Source organism: Haloferax namakaokahaiae, from assembly GCF_042663225.1.
Lineage (GTDB): Archaea > Halobacteriota > Halobacteria > Halobacteriales > Haloferacaceae > Haloferax > Haloferax namakaokahaiae.
In genome coordinates, this window is sequence record NZ_JBHTAA010000013.1 from 1 (window position 1) to 22691 (window position 22691).

Below are 22691 nucleotides of genomic sequence, written 5' to 3' on the forward strand. Positions count from 1 at the left end.
TGTTTGAGATGGATCCCGGCGCAGTCGTGACGCTTCAACCCGTCTACGGTCCTGCTGGAAGCGCGAAGCCGACGATGATAGAGATTGGCGTTCCGAGCTTCAACCCGTCTACGGTCCTGCTGGAAGTTTTGTGCTCATGCTCCGGTCCTCACTCTCTCGTCGGCTTCAACCCGTCTACGGTCCTGCTGGAAGAACGCTTAAATGAGATTGAGCCAGTTAATGACGGCGCTTCAACCCGTCTACGGTCCTGCTGGAAGTGTGCTCGAACGTCTTCCGCGAGTCCGGTTTCAGCGTGCTTCAACCCGTCTACGGTCCTGCTGGAAGTCGAAGATTGGAGCGACTGTCGTCTCGTTCTTCGAAAGCTTCAACCCGTCTACGGTCCTGCTGGAAGAATCACCACATAGCCCAACTTTGCGACGGCATCGAGCTTCAACCCGTCTACGGTCCTGCTGGAAGCCCGTCAGCCCCTTTTTTAACACCCGTGAGAGGAGAGCTTCAACCCGTCTACGGTCCTGCTGGAAGCATGGTGCTTCACCGGCTATGGTGTCTCCTTCCCAGCTTCAACCCGTCTACGGTCCTGCTGGAAGGCGTTCTGCCGCCACTCCGGTACGTCCTCGCCGTCGCTTCAACCCGTCTACGGTCCTGCTGGAAGAATCGCGCCGAACACTACCAGCGCCGTGGCCGACAGCTTCAACCCGTCTACGGTCCTGCTGGAAGGAGGAGCGACTCCTCCGCGCGCAGAACGCTGGCGACGCTTCAACCCGTCTACGGTCCTGCTGGAAGAGTGCGTACGCACTGGGGGTTCGGGTATGACCGACGCTTCAACCCGTCTACGGTCCTGCTGGAAGTATGCCCAATCTGCGGGCGTGAGCGGTTCTTCTCGGGGGATTCACTCAAGTGTTTCTGTCGACCCCCAATTCTGGGTCAACCCCCGGGGGGTCGACAGATTCGGGGTTAGGTAAAGCGGCTTCCGGGTTCTTCGGTGTCGCCGTACGTGGTGAGGTCGACGGCCCCGACGCGTTCGGCTTCGAAGACGATGATCGAATCGTCGGGTTGGAGGAGATCTTCGATGTCGTTCTTGATCTCGACGAGAAGCCCGGGCGTGACGTCACCGTAGAAGACCGAGTATTGAACGTGTTCGAGGCGGCGGCGAAGCATTTTCTTGTAGCGCTCGGTCCGTCCCGCGGGGACGTCGTAGACGATGAGGACGAACATTACCACCAGCGCTCCGTTGCGTGGTATGGTTCACCGGTGAGGATGTGTTTTTTGAGGCTATAGACGTCCGTCTGGACGAGTGTCTTGTAGCTCACGTTCCGATTGAGGCGCGGGTGGTTGACGGTTCGGTCGAGCGTGCGTTCGTATTCTTCGAGAACGGTTTGTCGACCGTGCTCTGTGAGGAGGCAGCCGTCGAGTTCGTCTTCGAAATCGTCGAGGGAGAGCTGCTGTCGGTTGACGAGTCGGAACATCACGCGGTCGGCCAGGATGGGTTTGAAGATATCCGCGATGTCGAGGGAGAGCGTGTATCGGCGTTCGCCCGGTTCGTGCATATAGCCGATGCTCGGATCAAGTGCGGTTTTCCGGATCGCGGAGACACAGGTTGTGTACGTCATCGCGTTGAGGAAGGAGAGCAACGCGTTCGCTTCGTTGGACGGAGGATTGTATTCTCGTTTCGTGAGGTCGAAGGGGTCGCGGAGGATCTCGTCGAATCCGCGATAGTAGCGTTTACGCGCGGTGGCCTCGACGCCCCGGAGCTTTTCGATATCCGCGGTCGTTTCCACGCGTTCTTTGAGTGCTTGGAGTTCTTCGAGTAGATCCGTGAATTCGTGGTCTCGCTGGTCGTAGTAGCGGATGTTGACGCGCATGTTGTGAATGCTCGCAGCGATGATTCGCTGTGCGATCTGTAGGCGCCGTTCCGTGTCATCGTATGCGCGAACTTGCTCGACGACGGTGTTCCCGGAGACGTGGGTGCGTTTCGGGAGGTACGAACCACGGTAGTAATCCTTCCAACCGAAGACGTGGACTGGAATGCCGTGCTCGTTGAGGAGACCGAGCGCGCGTGTGTTGAACGTGATTTGCCCGTGTAAGTAGAGCGCGTCGATGCTCTCGACCTGGAGGTGTTTCGTTCGTCCGTCGAGCGTGTCGATTCGGAGCGTGCTTTCGTTACGTCGGAGGTCGCCGTCGGCGAAGACGTGGTGATTAGGTTTGACCATGAGTGTTCACATCCAGCAGATGTCCTGGTACAGACACGAATCGCAGACCGGTTTCTTCTCGAGTTCGGGCGGCACGTCCGCTTCGACGACTTCGATAATCCCGCGCAGCACGGTCTCGATACGTTCTCGATTCTCGTCGTCGAGTTCGACACGCTCACGCTTTCGCTCTTGGGGGTAGGCGAGAACGCCGTCTTTCTCGATATCGAGAACTGTTTCGAGATACCAGAGGTAGTAGAGGAGTTGGAGTTTCGGTGGTTCTTCGAGCTTCGACGAGACTTTGACCTCCATGATGTCGCCGGAATCGTCGAGCACGTCGATCGCGATTCGGCCATTAACTTGGAAGGACTGGCGCTTATCCCGGTAGCTCGTTTCGTCTACGCGTGTTCCCCGACGAATGTTTACTGACCCCCGGTCAATATCAATACCGCGGGACATGAACCAGAGCTCGCGCTTACAGACCTCGAAGTACTGGACCATGAGACCAGTAATTCTGATCGGTGGGTCTCGCGACGGGTCGCGCTCGGCGTCAACGATATCCGAGAGACTCGTTACAGCCATGAACTAGTTGATACGACACGTGCCTTAGTATCTGCTATGAGGTCTTGCTTACGGGGACTTGGTTCTGCACGAGTCTCGGGAACTTATGTATCACCCAGAACAATACAGAAATATGCGACAACAGAGCGACATATGGAATCAAATCAGCGAGCGTCATAGGCAACTGCCTCTCCTGACACTACAAGAGGCAACCGCTCTGCAAAGTAATTGCTCCCCTCAGAGGTGCTTGAAGAATCTCCTTCAATTGGAACGGAAGCGCCTCATTAGCTTTCAATGGACTAACCGGAGTGGGAGTGATATCATTATTGTTCAGCCAATCAAAAGTGATCGAGAGAATTCTGAGGTGTCAATATGAATAGCGAAATTGATAGGTGGCATTGGTACACACAGTTGAACGTCTCGTGGATTCACTATTCCAGTAGGTCCTTCGATGGCCAATTCGGCCATCGGATAGATGGGTTGAAGCGGGGATCTTGGTGCTGCGAGACGCGACGCTTCCAGCAGGCCCACCGTCCGGTGGGTATCTTTCTTATGTTTATCCATACTTTCATAGCACGAGACACGAAATCGTTGGCTGTCATGTCCGGGAATACTTTCGGACGGTTTGGCAGGGGAGGTGAGGAGTGCGGCTTTTAGTTCGACTCCGAGCTGACGCTGACGCAGCATACGATAACCAGTATCACCGGGGGCTCGCAGGTCGCGTGTGGCGCGCGCTCGACGGCGAACAGTTCGACGAACTCCACGACCAGAGCGAGCCGACTGGGCTCTCGATGAGCAATCCCTTCCCGGTCGAATCGATTGAGGAGGGAGACCGGCGGAACGTCCTTATCGCGTCTGCGCGCGACGATGTCCTGCGTGCGGTCGCGTCCAGTCTCATCGAGGACCGCGAGTTCAACATCAAGCAGATGCCGTTCACCGTCGAAGAAGTCACGGGTATCGAGCCGGACGTCGGAGAGCCCGGAACGGAGGGAATGCTCACGACCGACACTGGGCTCGTGGTTCGGATTCCTCACTGGAAGTTTGACGAGTACGGCATCGACGCACCAAGCGACGCACCGGAGTTCTGGAGGGCGAAACACACGCTCGAGCCACTGAAGGAGCAACTCGAGAACAACCTGGACCGGAAACACGGACTATATTGTGATGACTACCTTCCAGGGCCGAGCGACGTTGAGGGCGACCTCTTCACGAGTTACGAGCACATCAAGACGTACGCACTCCCTGTGACCGTCACAGAGGGCGTGACAGAGACTCACGTCCTCTCGAAGTTCCGTTTCGGGTATCGCGTTCGAGATGACGACCACCGGCGTCATCTCAATCTCGCGCTGGACTGCGGACTCGCCGAGCGGAATAGTCTGGGGTTCGGATTCGTGAATATCCGCGAGGACAAGCGCGTCCCGCCGGGAGGGCGTCGTGTCTGAGTCGTTCACTGAGCGATTCGATCGCTACTGGGGTGAGCGTCCGGTCACGTCGCTCCGTCGCGTCCAGACGCTCTACGGCGCGATCGCCGAAGCACAGAGCGGCGGAGGCTCGGTCGTCCCAGAAGAGTTTCAACTCTACGTCACACCCGGAGAACTCGACGGGTTCACCACGGCGGAAGGCGGAAGCGACGGCCCGAAACTCGTCACGGTCTACGTCGACCTGACGGACGAGCCGACGCTCGACGGCGTGGAAGCGACGACGTTCCGTCAGGATGATGTGCCGAAGCTCGGATTCTCCCGCTATCCGTGGGGTCGCGGTATCGACCACAGTATCACGCGGCGAGGTGCGAAAGGCGGGTCGTCCGTCTCGACAGCGACGACGTACTGTGTGGACTGCCTCCGTCGATGGACGAACGCTGACGATAGAGAGCCTGCAGTCGGTCGGGTCGTGGACGAGCATCCAGACGGATGGATCATCGAGGGGCTACAGTCCATTGGCCAGCGTGATGGTCTCGACGACGACCTCGAAGGGCTTCTCAAACAGTCGTTCGACGGCGGGGCACGAGTTACAGCGACCGTCGCCATCAAGCTCGATACAAATGGGCTTGAACACGCGCCCTCGGGCGACCCAGACGACGGCTACTACTATCCCGGGCAACTCCACGTGCTCAACGCGGGAATGCGCGCACGGAAAGAAGAAAAACTCGCGCGAAAAAACCTCGAGAAATCAGACCCGTCGTCGCGCGGTGAAGCCGCATGCCTCGTCGCGGGTGAAACCGAGACGGTCTTCGGGACGGCTGAGGACCCGCTCGCCTTCTTCACGGTGCAGCACGCGGAGAAGTTCAACGGTCTCAAGAAGCCCGAAGCGTGGCGTGCACACTCGATTTCCGCGGAAGCCGCATTACTGATCCAATCCGGGAGTTCGATGGTCGAGGGATGTCGAACGACACGTCGCGGGCGAAGCATCTATACGATCCCGTACTTCACGCGGATGGACGGGACGCGAGCCCAGTACCTCGACTTCGCGCTCGGCGACACAGCCATCGAGACGCAAGCAGACCTCGTCGAAGTCCAGAAAGCGATCGAAGCACGAGACGAGGGAGCCGTGGCCGACCTCCGCTTCTACGTCGTCGTCGTCCGGAACGATAGCGGTGACATCAACGTCCTCACCGAGACGCCGGACCTCTCGATCCAGCCCGCACGTGAACTCGCGGAAGCCCACATGCAGGTCCTCAAAGGCACGACGTTCGACGAATCCGCGGGATTCAACCGACCTCCAGAGTGGATGCCCATCTCGGCCGATGCCACCCCCGAAGCAGTCCTCTACTCGATCGTCGATGGACTGTACGCGTACGGTACGCTCTCGACGCCGGGTGGCGACGCACCACCGGCGGACGACCCAGCAGACTGGCTGACGTTCACGCTCCTCTCCGGTGACGGGGAAGCGATCCCCGTCGAGCGACTCCTCGACGAATACGTCGAACGTATCGTGGCAGAGCAGCGTGATGACGACGAGAACCGCCTGCCCGAGTCACATCTCAAGACGCAGTTCGCACAACTCGAAGCACTCGCCCGTGTCGACCGACTCACGACGAACACCACCAACGACGCACTGACAACCCTTACACGTATGCCAACAGCAACGACCGATACCGACGTAGCCACGGATGAGTTCCTCGACGAGGACGGGAATCTCGTCGCCTTCTGGAACTTCCGCAAGTACCGTCTCGACCGATTCATCGAAGAGCGCCCGGCGTTCGAAGAGCGCGACCGACTCGGCGCCTTCCTCGCCGGGGTTCTCGTCGGCCAAGTCGGGGACTATCAGGCCCAAACCCGGGAGATGAACCAGACAGTCCTCCAGCAGTATCCCGCAGAACAGATGACCGGCAGCCGGATCAACCAGTTCGTTCCCGAACTCGTCGATAAGATGAACGCGTACGCGAGCGACACCTCGTACGGGCCGTCGCTCTTCCCCGAATTGGAAGAGCGCCTCACGGACCTCACGGGAGTGCGATGGGAGATCCGGACGTCCGACCTCCGATTCCACTACGCGATCGGCCAGCTGTACGGGAAGCGAGCGAGGAACCGAGCGCACGACCTCCGAGAGCGCGTCGCACGGCAATCCGGGATCGACCTCGAGAACAACCAGTAATCACTCATCATGACCGAAACCACTGACACAGTCGCGAACCGCTCCGAAATCGTCTTCATCACCGACGCCCAGGACTGCAATCCGAATGGGAATCCGCTCGGCGAGAACCGACCCCGTCGAGACCCTGTCACCGGCCAGGGCGTCATCACGGACGTCCGCCTGAAGCGCTACCTCCGCGACCAACTCGAGGCCGACGGACACGGAGTCTTCGTGAAGAAGACTGCAGAAGGAACAAGTGGGAGTCGTGCTGCGCTCGCACTCGACGTACTCGGCGACGTCACGACCGAGGAAGAACTCGAGGAGATTGACGACATCGCCGGGCAGTTCCTCGCGAACGCGCTCGACGTTCGCTACTTCGGTGCGACGCTCAGTTTCAACAAGGACGCCGGAAACGCCGTTCACGAAGCTCTCTACGAGCAATTCGAGGGGGGAAACTACACAGGCCCCGTCCAGTTCAGCCCCGCCCGGTCGCTGAACGCTGTCGAACTCAACGAGGAGTCGAACACACTCACGAGCGTCATCTCCACGAACGAAGGGAAGGACGTCGGTGGGTACGGGCTTGACGACCACCGCATCAAGTACGGGATCTTTCCGTTCCACGCGATTATCGACGAACACGGCGCGGAGAACACGGGCCTCACCGATTCGGACGTCGAACGTCTCGATACGCTCTGCTGGCGTGCGCTGAAGAATCAGACGGTGAGTCGTTCGAAGGTCGGACAGTCCCCACGGCTCTATCTCCGTGTCGAATACGCGAAGGAGGGCTTCCAAGACGGCGACCTCCACAACGCGGTCACGCTTGACCGAGAGAGTGCGGGGAACAGTGAACCGATGCCTGACGAAGAACTCCGAAACGTCAACGACGTTTGTCTCGATGTGACGACGCTCCTCAACCGGCTGGAGACGCTCTCTGACGCCGGTCAGGTCGAGTCTGTCGCCGTGATCGGGAGCGAGTACCTCTCAGTGAGTGTCGACGGCGATGTTATCGGAACCGCTGCCGACCTCGGGAGCGAACTCAACGCGCGTGGTGTTCCGACCCACGAGGTCGACGTGTACGAGGAGTTCCAGGAAACGCTCCCGAGTGAGTGATGGCACGCCGAGATACGAACGGGGCGTACCGGGGTCCCACGGTGACCGCGGACGACCCACCGACAGTAGACGACGGCATCCCATCGAAGTGCCTGACGTTCGCGCTCACGGGAGACTGGGGGCACTTCCGGAGAATCGACCGGACGGTGACGAAACAGACCTATCGAGTGCCGCCACGAACAACGCTTGCCGGTCTGCTCGCCGCCGTCGTCGGTGTCGGCCGTGACGGCTACTACGATATCTTCGCCGACGATACGTCGGCTATCGCGGTCGAGTTGCTCTCCCCACCGCGAACGGTGTCGCTGCCGTCACTCGGCCTCGGGACGAATCCGAACGAGACGTTTTCGAGCAGTGGCGGTACGGGGAACAAGACCGTCAAAGTCCAGTACCCGGACAGCACGGCCGCACGACAGCTACACAGCTACCACTATCTCGTCGAACCCGCGTATCGGGTGTCCGTCGCCGTCGAAGACCCGGTCTTCTACGGAACGCTCCGCGACAGACTCGAAGAAGGAGTCGCGTACTATCCACCGACTCTCGGACTCTCCGAACTTCACGCCGCGATCGGATACGAGGCGGAGCAGGCCGGTGAACACGCTGTCGAACGCGTAGCGTCACCGGACCGCTGTACAGTCGACTCACTCGTTCCGAACGGCGTCGGCGCGATCATTCCCGACACCGAACAATCCTATGCGGTTGAACGCGTCCCTGGAACGATGACCGCCGACGGGACATCCCGGAAGACGACTTCCTACGTCGATTACGCGTTCCGGGAGGACACCGGTCAGTTGACCGTCGACGCGTCGAAGGTTGAGGTTGTGGAGGTCGGCGGTCGAACGCTAGCGTTCGTCTAGATGTACGACAACATCATCGCTCGACCCGGTGAGAACGGAGCTGAGGACGAACTGCTGACGATGCACAGTGAGGATGTCGCCGAGCTCGCGCCCGACCTCTGCGGTGACGACTTGCGTCGCCTCGCATCCATCATCGGCCGTCTCCACGACTTCGGGAAAGCGACGACGTACTTCCAGCACCACGTCCGCGGGAAACCAGTCAAAGATGTCCGGAGTACGTATCACGCCCGGCTTGGCGCGTTCGCCGCCTTTCACGTTCTCAACGAATGTGGATACGATGACCGCGACTGCCTCGCCGGCCTTCTCAGCATCCTCCGCCACCACGGTCGACTCCCCGACGCAGCCGAGCAGCTAGTCAAAACGACCAAAGCAGAACGTGCCGAGGAAGGCAGCGCGTATTTGGCTGGCCAACTATCGGATATCGAAGACGGCGAAGATCGGACGGCAGTCGCTCACGAGTTACTCCAGAACGCCTCCGGTGGCACTGTCTCCTGGACGTCATTCAGGGATGCGATGCGTGAGGGCGACATATACGACAGAGTCCTTGATCTGGTCGGAGAGGCGAAAGGGGACATAAAGGCGTTAGTGCTGCTGGTTGAGCCGTCTCCGGATTCCCTCCCCGACGCGCTCTACGACCGGACGGTACGGCTCTGGAGTGTCCTCACGTTCGCAGATAAAACGTGTTCCGCTGGACTCGAAGACGACCGCCGGCTCCGTCCAGAAGCCCTCGAACTCGACGATCTGGAGGACGCTATCGAAGCGAAACGACGCGGCCTCTCACCCCCACCTAAATTCGCAGAGCACGACACCAACCTCGGCGGTGACGCGTCCGACGAAGCGACGCTCAATCAGCTTCGCGAGGGCATTCGACGCCACGTCAAGGAGAACGCACGGGCGTTCGCAGACCGAGACGACCACGTTGCGACACTCACACTCCCCACTGGCCTCGGGAAGACCTTCACCGGAATCACCGCCGCGTACACGATCCGTGACGAGACACGACACGAAGAGCTGGGCGAGCAGCACGCGCCCCGCGTTGTCTACGCCCTCCCTTACACGTCGATCATCGAGCAGACACGGGACGTTTTCGAGAACGCGCTCAACGCCGACCCGTTCGGGCGAGCGTTCACGGTCCATCACTACCTCAGCGACACCGTCACCTACCCATCCATCGCCGAACTCGAATCGATCCCAGACCAAGCGACCGATGACAGCGTGTACTTCGATGCATCTCGCTTCGCGGAAAGTTGGCGCAGCGGAACCGTGCTCACGACGTTCGTCCAGCTGTTCGAGAGCCTCACCGGTCCGACAAATGCGCGCGGCCTCAAACTCCCAGCGCTCCACGACGCCGTCATCATCCTCGATGAACCCCAGACCCTTCCGAAAAGGTGGTGGCCCGCGATCAGATACCTCGTCGATCTGCTCATTACCGAGTACAACGCCCACGTCGTCTCGATGACCGCGACGCAACCGAGCCTCTTCGACAACGCACCCTTCGACGTCTCGTCGCTGCTCTCAGCATCTGGACAGTCAGCACCCCCGATCGAGCGAGCGGCGTTCGATGCTGTTTCCCGTACAACGTACGAGATCGACGAGTCGATTCCCGTCGACGAACACACTGGGGACGTAGACTACTGCAGTCACACCACTGCGGGAACCCGACTCGTTGAATCTATCACGAGGAATGATACCAATACATCGGCACTCGCTGTTTGCAACACGATCGAAAGCGCATCCACGCTCACAACCGCGACAACGACCGCAGCAACCGCAGCTGGAACGCGAACGAAGCACATCGGCGCAGTTTATCGATCTACTCTCGACGAACTCTCCACATCGCAACCGGCCACAGAATCAGTTAGCATCGAAGTACTCGAACAGGAACCAGATACGCCGGATCTCGCAGTAGCAGTGCTCGAGAAACTCGGCTTCGAAGCGACAGCCAAGTCGACTGAGGACGTCACGGATTGGACGTGGCAGTACAGCGGTCCGTCCGACAGACTCCTCATTGGTGAGTTTTCCTCGCGGTACCGTCCACGGGATAGACGCGTGCTAGTGACTGTCGCCACAGTTATCGCACGCTCGACCCAGCCATTCGCCTTCGTATCGACACAAGCAGTCGAAGCCGGCGTCGACATCAGCTTCAGCGCGGTCTTCCGTGACCTCGCACCACTCGACAGTCTCGTGCAGGCCGCCGGCCGATGCAACCGCTCGTTCGAATGGGGGCTCACTAGCGGTGATGTCACCATCTGGTCACTCGGACCGACTGAAGATGGCGCAGAGCCACCCGCGAACTACATCTATCCGCAAGCAGAACTCACCAAAGTCCGCCGAATTCTGGACGGACTCTGCGAGATGCGGGGTTCGCGGGTGGTCCCCGACACTGCCGTCGAGACAGACGCCATTCCCGCGTACTTCGACTGGGTCGCCGCCGAGAACGAAGCCGAGGTCGAAGATCGAGAACTCACGCACGCCCTCGAGACTTGCCAAGGAGAGGTTCTCGCACGCCGAAGTCTCATCGATAGCGGATACGAAACCCGCGACGTCATCGTCGCACACACCCCGGTCGAGCGCAGAGCAACCAAGCGCCTCACAGAACTCCTCAGTGAGAATTCTCACGAACAAGCAGAGGGATTCGAACTACTGAATCACCTCAGTGGTCTCCGTGTCTCCGTCCCTCTCAAGAGCCTCGAAGGAGTGACCACGATCACCCGAGTTGACGGCCGACCACTCAATGACCCCAAAGGCGTCAACGTCCTTACCACCACCCAAACCGGAAACGGCCAATTCTATGACCTCGCCGACGGTGGTCTCAGAATCACCGATCTCATTAGCGACCGCTTCTCCATCTAATCAGTTCTGTCGACCCCCCGGGGGTTGACCCAGAATTGGGGGTCGACAGAAACACTTGAGTGAATTCCCCGAAAAGGACAGCTCACGCCTGCAGATCGGGCATACTTCCAGCCGGACCGCAGACGGGTTGAAGCGGTGGAGGTGGCGGGATTCCGATCCCGCTGCCGTCTTCCAGCCGGACCGCAGACGGGTTGAAGCTCGAATCAAACAGGGGCGTGACGCGAAGATCTTCCTTCCAGCCGGACCGCAGACGGGTTGAAGCCGGGTTCGTGGGCGTGTGCGCCGGGAGTTGGTCGCCTTCCAGCCGGACCGCAGACGGGTTGAAGCCCGTGATGACTGCGACCCACTGCTTGTTTCCGGTGTCTTCCAGCCGGACCGCAGACGGGTTGAAGCTTTCCCGGCTCGGAAGCCCGCCGTGGGCTTTGGCCGCCTTCCAGCCGGACCGCAGACGGGTTGAAGCTACCGTATCCTAAGTATCCTTCAATATCGTCTAACTCTTCCAGCCGGACCGCAGACGGGTTGAAGCAGAGAGCGCGTGAAGGCCGCGCACCCGGATAATGGTCTTCCAGCCGGACCGCAGACGGGTTGAAGCTGCTCGAGGAGAAGCAATCATACACAAAGTGATGACTTCCAGCCGGACCGCAGACGGGTTGAAGCTACACTTCGAAGCAAGTCGAGGAAATCGAGAAACAGCTTCCAGCCGGACCGCAGACGGGTTGAAGCGCATGAGCCGAATGAAGACCGAAGAGGAACCACGGACTTCCAGCCGGACCGCAGACGGGTTGAAGCTACCGAAAACCCGATGGAACGCTTACGAGCGAGTACGCTTCCAGCCGGACCGCAGACGGGTTGAAGCGAATCTTTTGTGCTCATGCTCCGGTCCTCACTCTCCTTCCAGCCGGACCGCAGACGGGTTGAAGCTGGTATCTCGTGCAGGCCGGGTTCAACGGAGACCTTCCAGCCGGACCGCAGACGGGTTGAAGCTTCGGGTTCTACCGTCCACTTGCGAAGTGAGACCGCTTCCAGCCGGACCGCAGACGGGTTGAAGCACCGCAATCTCGCCACCCCACGCATCCGGGTCGTCTCTTCCAGCCGGACCGCAGACGGGTTGAAGCTGTCGGAAGAGTGCCCAACAGATGGCCGACCACAACCTTCCAGCCGGACCGCAGACGGGTTGAAGCCTAAAGCGCAAGTGGACGCCGCACCCGGCTCAACGCCTTCCAGCCGGACCGCAGACGGGTTGAAGCGTGGTGTGGTTCCGGTGTCCGCCGGGTCGTTGACGGGCTTCCAGCCGGACCGCAGACGGGTTGAAGCGCCCGCCCGCTCTGCGATATCTTTTGCGAGTTGCCCTTCCAGCCGGACCGCAGACGGGTTGAAGCGTGCAAGGGATGTTCCAGTTAAGGCCGTTGCCGAGGCTTCCAGCCGGACCGCAGACGGGTTGAAGCAGCTCGTTGAACTCAAAATCGACGAAAACCGAACGCTTCCAGCCGGACCGCAGACGGGTTGAAGCGCGGGTAGGCCGCACTCGTCGCGTTGGTCACATCCCTTCCAGCCGGACCGCAGACGGGTTGAAGCGCCCCACCGAAACCATTGCTTTCAGATCGCCGCGCCTTCCAGCCGGACCGCAGACGGGTTGAAGCTCCCGATGCCAAGACCGGCGAGGGCAAGTGCACCCGCTTCCAGCCGGACCGCAGACGGGTTGAAGCGACTGGAAGTTTGCCGTCGAGGGCGCGGATATCTTCTTCCAGCCGGACCGCAGACGGGTTGAAGCGAACGGTGGCAACGATACATCGGGTGGCAAAACAAGCTTCCAGCCGGACCGCAGACGGGTTGAAGCGTGCTCGACGTGCTGAAAGGACTCGGCGCACTCCTCCTTCCAGCCGGACCGCAGACGGGTTGAAGCTCGATACGACGGTACGTCACGGTTCCGTTGGCATGCTTCCAGCCGGACCGCAGACGGGTTGAAGCGCCGGTTCGTCGACGCGCTAATCGACGAGCGAGCCTTCCAGCTGGACCGTAGACGGGTTGGAGCTCTCTTCACCGGAAACTTCGACGGCCGACGTGACAGACTTGAGCGACTCGCCAACACAACCAAATGCACACTTGTGACGCAGGAGAACTACGGTAAGATCACTTCCGAACACCAGCACAACCCTACCGACTCCCACCAGCTGTGGTCCAACTGTATCACAACTAGGTCCCGAGCCTAGTCTTTGGGCGTACTGAAGAGACCGTTTATCACATTCTGGGAGTACTCGTAGTAAGTACAAGACTAATCGATTCCTATCAGCCTAGATCAAAGTAATTCGTTTGTCTGAGGTCTCGCAGCAGACGAAACAACTCTATTGATCAAACGCTGCTTCCAACTTCTCGTACATCTTTCTCCGCCGAGCTTTCCGCTCTTGTTCTCTCGACAGATAGTTCCGAAGCACAACCTCCGTCGACGAACTTCCCTGGTCCTCAGCAACACCCTCCAGTCCCTCAAGAACCTCTCTAACGGCCTCCTGATACGCCGAGTACCAGAACCTCCGTCCCATCTTCGGCGTTGGAATCTCACCATCAACAACCACGCCAGCAGTGTCAGCAAGCTGTTTGAACCGACGACGTATCGTACTTACTGACAGATGTCCCGTCGACGATGACCGAGACGGGAACAGATACCCGTGCCAGTTCTCACGGTTAGATAACGCATCAATCCGATCAGCGACGACATCCACGCCATACAGCAGCGTTACCTCACCAGGACCGTTCTTCCTCTCTCCATCACCGAACGACAGGTGTGGATCTTCAGCATCCAAGACCACCTGGTCGACGTGCAACGCAGCAACCTCTGAAGGCCGCAACCCCCACCCAGCGAGTGCGACGACGAGTAACTCCGCTTCGGGTGAGTCAATCTCGCTGTAGATTCGACACACCTGTGACGCCGACAACGCCTGTGGGTCTGGTTCGCTGGCCTCCCAGCCAAACTCCTCACCGGCCTCTGAGAGTGGGTTGTACTTCGCGTACTTCCGGCGCTTCACGAAGGCGTACCACGCCCTTGCGACGTGCAGGTATTCGAGTTTCGACCGATCGGTCGATAGCTCCTCGTCGAAGACGTCGAGGACGGCGAGACAGCGTTCTATCTCTCGCGGCTGCTTTTCCAACTCAGACAGCGGTTCGAGCAACGCATCCGTCCCGTGTAACTCTCGATACGTTCGAACCCACTTCGCCAACCTCGTCCGGTGGGTCTCGACGGTACTCTTTGCCCGCCCACCACGGGTTTCTATCGACGTGAGGTATGATTCGAGCGCGTTCACAGTCGCATCGTGTTCGACGTTCCACTCCCACTCCTCAGATACCTCGTCTTCGAGGCCGACCACGTCGACGAAGAACTGCTTGGGCGTCAAATCGTGGTGCTCGCGCAGCGCGTACGCAATCCCACTGTATCCGTGCTCGGTGAGCCAGTCGTAGGTCGGAACGTCTCGGTCTTCGTCGAACCCATCGCGATATCGCTTTGGGGAAATGTCTTGCCAGTAGACGTCGACGAGCTCGTCGAGGTCCATACGCGACCAGTTGTAGCGACGACTGCGTGTCTTTGAGGCCGTGGATTCGTCGTCAAGTTGCTGGCCAGTAGACTGCTTTGTCATGCCGATGTACTGCCCGAAAGAGTGTTTGTCGTGTTTAGGGACGGTTCCAAGCTGGTGAATTTCATTGGTCTCTGCTGTTTTTCACAGCAAAATAATACTTTGGCTTGTGCGGGAGTGGTCTAACTAATGTGCAGCGCACATAGATTAAAGATTGAACACTCGAAATCACCTCTCTCATTCTCAAGCAGCGAGTACGCGGACCCGCCATATTCACGCAGTACATCCGTTGGGAGTGTGCTGAACACTCGAAATGACCTCTCCCTGTGAGATGGCCGTTTGGGTTTGTTGGAAAATCGGGTTAGTTGAAACCCCATGTCTTGACACGAGCGGCGTGGCACAGACAGAGGGTGAGTTCAGCAAGTCACGTATTTGTCAGCAGCCTCCGTAGAATAACAGAGTGGGGTACGAGGTATGGGACAGGATAATGAGTCCGCAGAAGACGACCGACCGACCGTTCGGGTTCCGAAGTACAAGCGCGGCGATGAGGTCATCGCGTGGTCCGAGATCGATGCCGAATGGTGGGAACACGTCCAGCACGCCGAAGGCGTCCATGAGAAAGTCATCGAAACCTATCGCCACGAACCCGGTGTCGAGTACATCGAGATGGGACGCGGTGAGGAGACCATCGGCGGTCACGTCACGGAGACTATCAACATCCTTGTAGCCGACGAAAAAACGAGAGCGAGACTCGATGTACCCAATGAGATAGAAGGAATCCCTATCATCGTTGAAATCGGCTCCATCTTGGATACTGAGTAATCACCTCAGTGAATACGCAGATGTAGCGGAGTTTACAGTCTGTTCAAGTCGAACGGCTTTGCAAGACTCGCGCTCTGTATTCATCACGGCCACAGAAACCTCACTGGACACTGGCAGAAGCAACGTGCAACAGACAGAGAACTTCTCTTTATCTTCATTTTGGGACTGCCATCAGAGCGGTCTGTCATGACATGGATGACTGGTCACAACAAATTTATGCGTAGAGCGATTATTTCCGCTTACCATGGCAACGAACAACGACAAAATCCAGTTTAGGGGGGCTGACGAGAAGCGTGCAAGTCAACGCCTCAGTGAGATGCGTCTGGGAGGGATTAACATCAGTGAACTCGCTCGAGAGGGCCTCAAGGAGAAGCTCCGGGAAGTGCTCTCGAATGAAGAGCGAGTCGAGTTGCACCAACAGTACCTCGACGGAGAACTGGACGAAGGCGTTGCAAAGATCCTCATTGGAGACCTGCTCGAAGATATTGAGCGTGAGTGCGAGGGTGTCAAGAAGGCGGAGACGCTCAGTACCGATGGCGTCTTCCAGAACGAGTAACGAATGGGTTCAGACGAAATACGGCACCCTGTTCTTGTGGATACTGACGCACTCATTTCTGTAGCAAATACGTCTCTGTGGCCGAAGGTTGTAGACAATCTCAACCTGACGACGACGAACGTCTGCATTCATGAGTTGAAGCAACACACCCGCGACAAGTCTGAATATGCCCCTGATGGAAGCCGTGAAAAGTGGATTTACGATGGAAGTGTAGCGGCACTCAAACCGTTTGAAGACAACTCAAACACGGCGTTCACCACAATCAATAGCGTTCCCCGGCCGCATGGGCCGGACGCTGGAGAACAGTCGTTAGAACAAGAACTCGCACAGCACCCAGAAAGCTACACGTTCGTCGTTCTCATGGATCAGAGGGGGCGAGAATCCATAAACCGAGTCTTCGAGGAGCGAGACCAATACGGTGTTGCAGTCGCTCCCTCCTATCTACTCTACTTACTCCACAAGAACGGCAACTGTTCGAAGCAGGAATTCTGTGAGGCGTGTGGAGAGCTTCTGGAGGGTGAGGGGTGGACAAGCTACAGTGCGATACAAGCGATTTGGCAGGAAATCCCAATTGACTGCAGTTCGTACTTAGATGGAAACCTATTGCCCTGACACGTAGACCGACGTCACTCGCATCGCAGGTTGACACGGTGGCCGAGGTCGACGAGTTCGTCGAGGCTCATCTGTGACCACTTGTACCGACGATTTTGTGACTCGTTCTCTGGAGCCTCCTCTTCGACCTCTAAACCTGGGAGTTAGACTGCTGATTCAAGCCTGCTCACCGGGGATTAACCCTCTCGCTGAGTCTTTGGGTGATTCTGAGTTCGAGATTTTCATTGGTCTATGACAATCTTCAATCTAGTTAATACTTTGGCTTATGCGGGAGTGGGCCATACACTACGCCAATTAGTAAAAACAGGCCGTGAACTCACGATTGGGAGATAAATTATATGCTGCTATACAAAATTAGGGCTGGAGTCAGGCGACGACTTCGGAGACCTCTTCGCTGAAGTGCTTTATCGCCGCGACAGCCGTGACGTACAGGGCAAGCGCACCCACGATCGCTAGCGCTTCGCCGACTACTCCTTGCTGGACAACCATATTGAAATATCCGTGGAGTGTGACCGCACCAATCGTGCCGACAAAAACGAACACGGGTCGGAGACCTCGAATCTCGTCGAACGTTCCCTGAGCCGCGCTCGACAGCGTCAACCCGACGATTCCAGTCGCCAGACCGTGCATAATCGTCGTCGAGAAGCTCCGGGTCAAGACGAACAGGGCCAGTTCTACAGTCGTCCGTGACTGTGAGCTAACGAGGTACCAGAAGTTCTCGACGACGCTGAAGCCGATTCCGACGAATACAGCCATGACGACCACGTCGCGGCGCCGAAACCGCTTGGGAGCGTACAAGTAGGCTATGAACAGTGGCGAGGCTTTGATTACCTCTTCGGTAATCGGAGCGAACTGGACTGCCATCTGCTGTCTCGTAATTTCTACAATACCGAACAATGCGTTGTTCCCGCTGAAAGCTATGAAGCCTGCCATGCATCCCCACGCGAAGCAACCCAAGTACGCTCGGGTGTTCCGGTCATCAACGATAGCGACGAGCAACAGCAGGGGGAACACGAGTGCAATCGATAGCGAGAGCATCATGGCGATTGCCCTCCGTCCTGAGCGACAGTAGCGGCGACGGATCCAACTCGGCTAACGTTCTCTTCGAGGTCGTTTCGAGACGATTCACCGCGATTAGAGCTGGGTAATTGGCCGTTGGCGGCGTAGCGAAGCAGCGCGAAGCTAGTGAGTGCGTGGCTCGTAAACCATAGCGGGTCGAGGAACACAATAAACGGCGTCGAATCGACTAGCGTGATGAGGAGAAAACTGAGGTCAGCAACGGCGAAGGTGATGAGTGCAACACCAAAAAGTCGGTACCGAGTGGCGAGTAGGTGTCCACCGATGACACCCAGGGCACCGCTCATGCCCAACTGGACAGTGTTGAACGCGAGGGCTCCTATTGAGAAATGGCCCAGAGAGAGATACACGATAGTAGGGAGGGCCGCACTCACAATAGGGACGAGCACGAGTGGATGTCGAAACCGTGTCTCAGTTGATCCAAGGAAGTACCAGGCGAGCACGAGCATTAAGAGGTGGAAACTCTCATAGGCGAATTTATCCAGTGACGGATAGACTAAGACTTTGCCAGCGAACCAGACGTAAGAGGTCCAGTATAAACTTCCTAAGAACCAAAAACCGACAGCGAGAGCACCCACCAGCAACGGAAGTTCGCGCCAGTGTCGCCACCCCACAATGAGAAGCGCAACGGCTACGGCGATGATGAGATCGTTGAACACGTAGTGTACGTTAAAGAGCACGTCTCCGTAGGAGCCTTCGAATAGCCCGCCGATCCAAGCGAGCGAGACAAGTCCTGCCCCGCAAAGGGCAATTACCAGGTTAGCCCGGGAAAGCCGTTCGAGGTGAGACGTGATGGTCATTGATGATGATAGTCTGGAGAGTCGGAATAAAACAGTTCTGACTACTTGGAAAATTTCTCTGGAGATCGCTGCGCGTCCCGGAAATCTTCAGTAACCACTCGTGATGTGCACTCAACTACCGCCTCGATAAACCTGCACCGATTGCAACTCCTGTACCCATGCCTATCGCGACGCCCACTGCGAGATCGTCCATCGCAACTCCAATTCCGACTCCGAGAGCTGCTCCAATAGCAATTCCAACTCCCATTCCCTTGGAGTTCACTTCATCTTCTCGAGTTTCGCCCATGGGATGTATGCCATTGCCATAAGAAATGAATGTACCTATTTTTGCCATGGGGTAAGGGCCAATTGGGGCTGTGTTTGGTCTGAAGCTGATTCTGAGTGTACTTCTCAACGCTCCAGCCAATTCGTTGACGTGAGTCGGAACATACTTTATCACGACCTCTAATATGTTTGGATGAATAAATACCAGCGTCCAGTACTCGCCGGAGGAATCTTAGGAATTGTAGCTGGAGTGTACTCCTATCTTCGTTTCATCAGTTCCGGGGTAAATACCGACCCCGGTTGGGTGCTTTTAGTCCCAGCGAGCGGTGTATCATCCGCTATCTTGGGAATCGTGCTCTGGTGGTGGCTCGTCGACCGTCCAGACCAGTGGACCGTCAGTAGGGGCGTGATCTCGGGAGCGCTAACTGCCGTCCTTGCCCATCCACTAACCTGGTATCTTTTGATGGTCATCAACTGGGTTCGTGGTGAGCGAACGTCGCTCGGTGAGCGTACACTCGACCCCCTTCAGGCGATAGCGGCGAGTGCGGTTTACAGCGTGGGTTCGCTGCTCGTGGCAGGAACCGAAACATTCCTGATTGGTGGTCTTTGTGGGGTGTTCATCGTCTATATGTACCGTCGTATCTCGCCCGAGGTTGGGGTCGGGAACGTCTGAAGGTCCGGGAGGACGGTCAAATTCGGTTCGTCTTCGACTCAACAGTGCTAATCTTTGGAACCGTTCGGTAATTATATCACATATATTGTTCGTTCTATGAACATGGATAAGTCCGAGCCAGACGAATCAGATTCCTCTACGTCCAGTTACACCCGCCGACAACTCTTGAGTGCCGTTGGTGGAACGGCTGTGGTCGCCGGGGGCGGTGGAATCGGCCTCGGTTCTATACTCGGCTCTGACAACGGCGGAACGTTGACAGGAACAGTGAGGGATCGCTGTCAGCTCATTCAAGCAGCGGGCGCTTTGCAGGATTGTGATCTCTCTGGAGAGAATTTGCGTGAGGCGGATTTACGGGTGGCGAACTTGCGTCGTGCGGACTTATCTGGTGCCGACTTGCGTGAGGCAGACTTGTCTGGAGCGGATTTGAGTGCTGCGGACCTATCTGATTCAAACTTAAAAGAAGCGAGAATAGATAGAACTAGCTTTGTTGGTGCGAACTTGGAAGGTGCGACGTGGACCGATGGGTCGCGGTGTAGCACAAGGGATTGCGACGGACGAGTGGACATCGGCTTAGTTATCGACAAAAGGCCACGCAGTCGCTGTGAGAGGGTCGGACCAGGTGCCGATTTGAGTGGGTGTGAACTGTTTGGAAAGGACCTTTCGTCCGAGGCCTTGTATGGTGCGAACTTACAGGAAGCAGAGTTATATTCTACCGATTTGTCTAATGCGAGATTGGAGCGAGCAGACTTACGTGATGCAGACCTGTATTCTTCGAATTTACAAGATGCAGACTTATTTCGTGCAGACTTGCGGGGGGCGAACTTGCGTCGTGCGGACTTGTTTAGGGCGAACTTGATAATGGCTCAGTTGTCTAATGCGGACTTGTCTGATGCGGATCTGTGGGGGACTGACTTGCGGGAGGCTGACTTGCGGAAGGCTGATTTGGAGGGAGCAAACTTTGAAGGGGCAAATTTAGAAGACGCCATATGGACTGACGGGTCGCGTTGCACGACGGAAGATTGCGACGGTCGAGCGTACTAAGACCGGACCTGAACTGTATTACTTGGGGCCCGAGACAGATTTTTCGCATCCAGATCTTCCTCTCTGCATTAAATGGACCATCGGTTGCAGGTAGATTAATCCAGAAAACCATGCGAACGCGCTCTTCCGTATATTTTGCATCACCTGAATATTTATCATATAGTATGGCAATCAAGAGGAAATGAACGATTCAGACCCACATAAATCAGAGTCATCCCCACCCACCTACACCCGCCGACAGCTGTTGAGTGCTATCAGTGGAACAGCTGTGGTCGCCGGAGGCGGCGGTATCGGACTCGGTTCAACATTCGGCTCAGGAAACGAGGATGAATTGGCAGGATACGCAGGGCCATCCCGCTGTAAGTTAATTCAACCAGCCGGACCTCTACATGAGTGCGATCTGTCTGGCAGAGACTTGCGAAAATCAGACTTGCGATTTGCGACCTTAGGTGGTGCAGATTTACGTGCGTCGGACTTGTCGTATGCAAACATGTCTGGAGCCGACTTGCGGGGGGCACTACTGTATGGTGCAATCTTGACGTATGCAGATTTATCCGATGCGGACTTGCGGAAGGCAAGTTTTGTTCATGCAAGGTTAACTGGTGCGGACTTGTCTGATGCAAACTTAGAAGGGGCGACCTTATTGGAGGCTATGTTGGATGGTGTAGATTTGTCTGGTGCGAACTTAGAGGGAGCGAGCGTATCGAGAACTACCTTCGACGGTGCGAACTTGGAAGGCGCCACGTGGATCGATGGGTCACAGTGTGGCACGAAGGATTGCGACGGTCGAGCGTATCGTAAGATTGAGTTGGGACGTTGTGAAAAAACCGGTCCAGATGCAGATTTATCCGACTGTGATTTGTCTGGTGAATATTTGGCCCATATGAACTTATCGGGTGTAAACTTACGGGGGGCGTACTTGTTAGATGCAGACTTGTCGTTTTCGGACTTGTCGAATGCAGATTTACAGGGAGCGATGCTGTTTCGGGCAGATTTGGATGGAACCAATTTTGAAGGGGCAAATTTAGAAGGTGCCGCGTGGATTGATGGATCGATTTGCACGACGAAAGACTGCGACGGTAGAGCGTACTGAGATCAGATCAGGAGTGTACCACGTGAGTGTACTACAAATTCTTAACGTGATGATTCTCATATATGTCATCAAATCCACTCAGTCGCCGTAGACTAATTCACATTTCTGATCGGATGAAGCTGCTACTGTACACATTGAACTCACCAAAACTATAACACCAGTTATGACAATCAAGAACAAATGAATGACTCATCCACAGATGAATCAAACAGCTCTGTACCCACCTACACCCGCCGACAACTCTTGAGTGCCCTTGGCGGCACAGCCGTCGTTGCTGGAGGCGGTGGACTCGGAATTGGGTCCGTACTCGGTTTCGGAAGTGATAGCGAGCTACTCGGAACGGTGGGCGGTGGCTGTGGAAATATCGAACCAGAAGCCGACCTCAAAGACTGTGATCTGAGTGAACGGGACCTGTTCAATGCGGACCTGAAGAAGGCGGACTTGCGTGGGGCAGACTTATCTGGAGCGGACTTGGGTATGGCAGACTTATCTGAAGCGGACTTGCGTAAGGCAGATTTGTCTGAAGCGGACTTGCGTAGGACAGACTTGAGTTCTGCACACTTGGAAAGAGCGAACTTGAACAGTGCGAAGTTGATTGGAGCTGACTTGCGAGATGCAACCTTGTATGAGACGGACTTGTCTAGTGCGGACTTGTCTGTAGCATGGTTCAATGGTGCATATTTGTCTGAATCGGACTTGTCTGGAGCGAAATTGTATAAGACGGACTTGCGAGATACAATTCTGTATGAAGTGGACTTCTCTGGAGCTAACTTGGAAAAGGCACGGTTGGGAGACAAAACCTTAGTTGGTATGAATTTAGAAGGTGCCACATGGATAGATGGGACACAGTGTGAAACGCAGGATTGTGACGGCCGAGCGCATTGATATAGACCTAGTTCATCTCATGGATATCTGAGACGGATTGTCACTATGGTGATCATCTTCGCCGTGAAATAGAGCGTCGATTGCAGATAGACGAATCCATATAATCGGGCGAACAGGCTCACCCGAACACCCGTAACCACCAGAATATTTATCACTCATTCTGACAAT

At 56.8% G+C, this 22691-nt stretch carries 19 protein-coding genes and 2 CRISPR repeat arrays; of the genes, 12 read left to right on the forward strand and 7 right to left on the reverse strand.

The genetic code is table 11. From position 1 onward, the window contains the following. The first annotated feature begins 31 nt into the window (after nt 1–31). A CRISPR array of direct repeats spans nt 32–848; the repeat unit is 30 nt; unit sequence GCTTCAACCCGTCTACGGTCCTGCTGGAAG. Nucleotides 849–954: 106 nt separating this feature from the next. From cas2 to cas4, 3 genes are read right to left on the reverse strand one after another with little or no spacing between them, the layout of a single operon-like run. Further along, nucleotides 955–1215: a CRISPR-associated endonuclease Cas2 gene (gene cas2, locus ACFQJC_RS16935; RefSeq protein WP_390225673.1), complete on the reverse strand. Its 261-nt coding sequence runs from the start codon at nt 1213–1215 to the stop codon at nt 955–957. Next, a complete protein-coding gene (cas1b, locus tag ACFQJC_RS16940; protein ID WP_390225675.1) occupies nt 1215–2210 on the reverse strand; it encodes a type I-B CRISPR-associated endonuclease Cas1b in 996 nt (331 codons plus the stop codon). Before cas1b ends, cas2 begins: the two co-directional genes overlap by 1 nt. 6 nt (nt 2211–2216) lie before the next feature. Further along, a complete protein-coding gene (gene cas4 / locus ACFQJC_RS16945; protein ID WP_390225677.1) occupies nt 2217–2768 on the reverse strand; it encodes a CRISPR-associated protein Cas4 in 552 nt (183 codons plus the stop codon). Between the two features lie 623 nt (nt 2769–3391). On the opposite strand from cas4, the gene cas6 reads away from it, so the two are divergent. From cas6 to ACFQJC_RS16970, 5 genes are read left to right on the forward strand one after another with little or no spacing between them, the layout of a single operon-like run. Continuing rightward, a complete protein-coding gene (cas6, locus tag ACFQJC_RS16950) occupies nt 3392–4189 on the forward strand; it encodes a CRISPR-associated endoribonuclease Cas6 (protein ID WP_390225679.1) in 798 nt (265 codons plus the stop codon). Continuing rightward, entirely contained in the window at nt 4182–6341 is a 2160-nt protein-coding gene (locus ACFQJC_RS16955; RefSeq protein WP_390225682.1) for a TM1802 family CRISPR-associated protein, read from the forward strand. Before cas6 ends, ACFQJC_RS16955 begins: the two co-directional genes overlap by 8 nt. Nucleotides 6342–6350: 9 nt before the next feature. Beyond that, nucleotides 6351–7430, forward strand: a complete 1080-nt coding sequence (cas7b, locus tag ACFQJC_RS16960; RefSeq protein ID WP_390225684.1) for a type I-B CRISPR-associated protein Cas7/Csh2 — start codon at nt 6351–6353, stop codon at nt 7428–7430. After that, nucleotides 7430–8284 carry a type I-B CRISPR-associated protein Cas5b gene (gene cas5b / locus ACFQJC_RS16965; protein ID WP_390225686.1) on the forward strand — a complete coding sequence of 285 codons (855 nt, stop codon included), beginning with the start codon at nt 7430–7432 and terminating at the stop codon, nt 8282–8284. The genes cas7b and cas5b overlap by 1 nt, the downstream gene beginning before the upstream one ends. Continuing rightward, nucleotides 8285–11137: a CRISPR-associated endonuclease Cas3'' gene (locus tag ACFQJC_RS16970; RefSeq protein WP_390225688.1), complete on the forward strand. Its 2853-nt coding sequence runs from the start codon at nt 8285–8287 to the stop codon at nt 11135–11137. Between the two features lie 104 nt (nt 11138–11241). Continuing rightward, a CRISPR array of direct repeats spans nt 11242–13169; the repeat unit is 30 nt; unit sequence CTTCCAGCCGGACCGCAGACGGGTTGAAGC. A 310-nt stretch (nt 13170–13479) separates the two neighbouring features. On the opposite strand, the gene ACFQJC_RS16975 is transcribed toward ACFQJC_RS16970, so the two are convergent. Then, complete coding sequence (locus tag ACFQJC_RS16975; RefSeq protein ID WP_390225690.1) at nt 13480–14679, reverse strand: tyrosine-type recombinase/integrase; 1200 nt, start codon at nt 14677–14679, stop codon at nt 13480–13482. A 495-nt stretch (nt 14680–15174) separates the two neighbouring features. Between ACFQJC_RS16975 and ACFQJC_RS16980 the strand changes: the two genes are divergently transcribed. The 3 genes from ACFQJC_RS16980 to ACFQJC_RS16990 all read left to right on the forward strand — a co-directional run bounded on the left by ACFQJC_RS16980 (nt 15175) and on the right by ACFQJC_RS16990 (nt 16690). Further along, on the forward strand, nt 15175–15522 hold the full coding sequence (locus tag ACFQJC_RS16980; RefSeq protein ID WP_390225692.1) for a hypothetical protein: 348 nt from the start codon (nt 15175–15177) through the stop codon (nt 15520–15522). 244 nt (nt 15523–15766) lie between these two features. Beyond that, nucleotides 15767–16078 (forward strand): DUF8065 family protein, encoded by a 312-nt coding sequence (locus tag ACFQJC_RS16985; RefSeq protein ID WP_390225694.1) that lies wholly within the window; start codon nt 15767–15769, stop codon nt 16076–16078. Between the two features lie 3 nt (nt 16079–16081). Continuing rightward, nucleotides 16082–16690, forward strand: coding sequence for a hypothetical protein (locus ACFQJC_RS16990; protein WP_390225695.1), 609 nt, complete (start codon nt 16082–16084; stop codon nt 16688–16690). Nucleotides 16691–17056: 366 nt separating this feature from the next. Here the strand turns inward: ACFQJC_RS16990 and ACFQJC_RS16995 are convergent, their stop codons facing one another. The 3 genes from ACFQJC_RS16995 to ACFQJC_RS17005 form a co-directional block, all read right to left on the reverse strand. Then, nucleotides 17057–17731 carry a PrsW family glutamic-type intramembrane protease gene (locus ACFQJC_RS16995; RefSeq protein ID WP_390225697.1) on the reverse strand — a complete coding sequence of 225 codons (675 nt, stop codon included), beginning with the start codon at nt 17729–17731 and terminating at the stop codon, nt 17057–17059. Beyond that, on the reverse strand, nt 17728–18567 hold the full coding sequence (locus ACFQJC_RS17000) for a hypothetical protein (protein ID WP_390225699.1): 840 nt from the start codon (nt 18565–18567) through the stop codon (nt 17728–17730). The genes ACFQJC_RS16995 and ACFQJC_RS17000 overlap by 4 nt, the downstream gene beginning before the upstream one ends. Before the next feature lie 115 nt (nt 18568–18682). Continuing rightward, nucleotides 18683–18853 carry a glycine zipper domain-containing protein gene (locus tag ACFQJC_RS17005; RefSeq protein WP_390225700.1) on the reverse strand — a complete coding sequence of 57 codons (171 nt, stop codon included), beginning with the start codon at nt 18851–18853 and terminating at the stop codon, nt 18683–18685. Between the two features lie 171 nt (nt 18854–19024). On the opposite strand from ACFQJC_RS17005, the gene ACFQJC_RS17010 reads away from it, so the two are divergent. The 4 genes from ACFQJC_RS17010 to ACFQJC_RS17025 all read left to right on the forward strand — a co-directional run bounded on the left by ACFQJC_RS17010 (nt 19025) and on the right by ACFQJC_RS17025 (nt 22523). After that, a complete protein-coding gene (locus ACFQJC_RS17010) occupies nt 19025–19504 on the forward strand; it encodes a hypothetical protein (protein WP_390225702.1) in 480 nt (159 codons plus the stop codon). A 102-nt stretch (nt 19505–19606) separates the two neighbouring features. Next, nucleotides 19607–20545 carry a pentapeptide repeat-containing protein gene (locus ACFQJC_RS17015; protein WP_390225704.1) on the forward strand — a complete coding sequence of 313 codons (939 nt, stop codon included), beginning with the start codon at nt 19607–19609 and terminating at the stop codon, nt 20543–20545. Nucleotides 20546–20726: 181 nt separating this feature from the next. After that, nucleotides 20727–21638 carry a pentapeptide repeat-containing protein gene (locus ACFQJC_RS17020; protein ID WP_390225706.1) on the forward strand — a complete coding sequence of 304 codons (912 nt, stop codon included), beginning with the start codon at nt 20727–20729 and terminating at the stop codon, nt 21636–21638. A 180-nt stretch (nt 21639–21818) separates the two neighbouring features. Then, on the forward strand, nt 21819–22523 hold the full coding sequence (locus tag ACFQJC_RS17025) for a pentapeptide repeat-containing protein (RefSeq protein WP_390225708.1): 705 nt from the start codon (nt 21819–21821) through the stop codon (nt 22521–22523). Nucleotides 22524–22691: the final 168 nt, after the last annotated feature.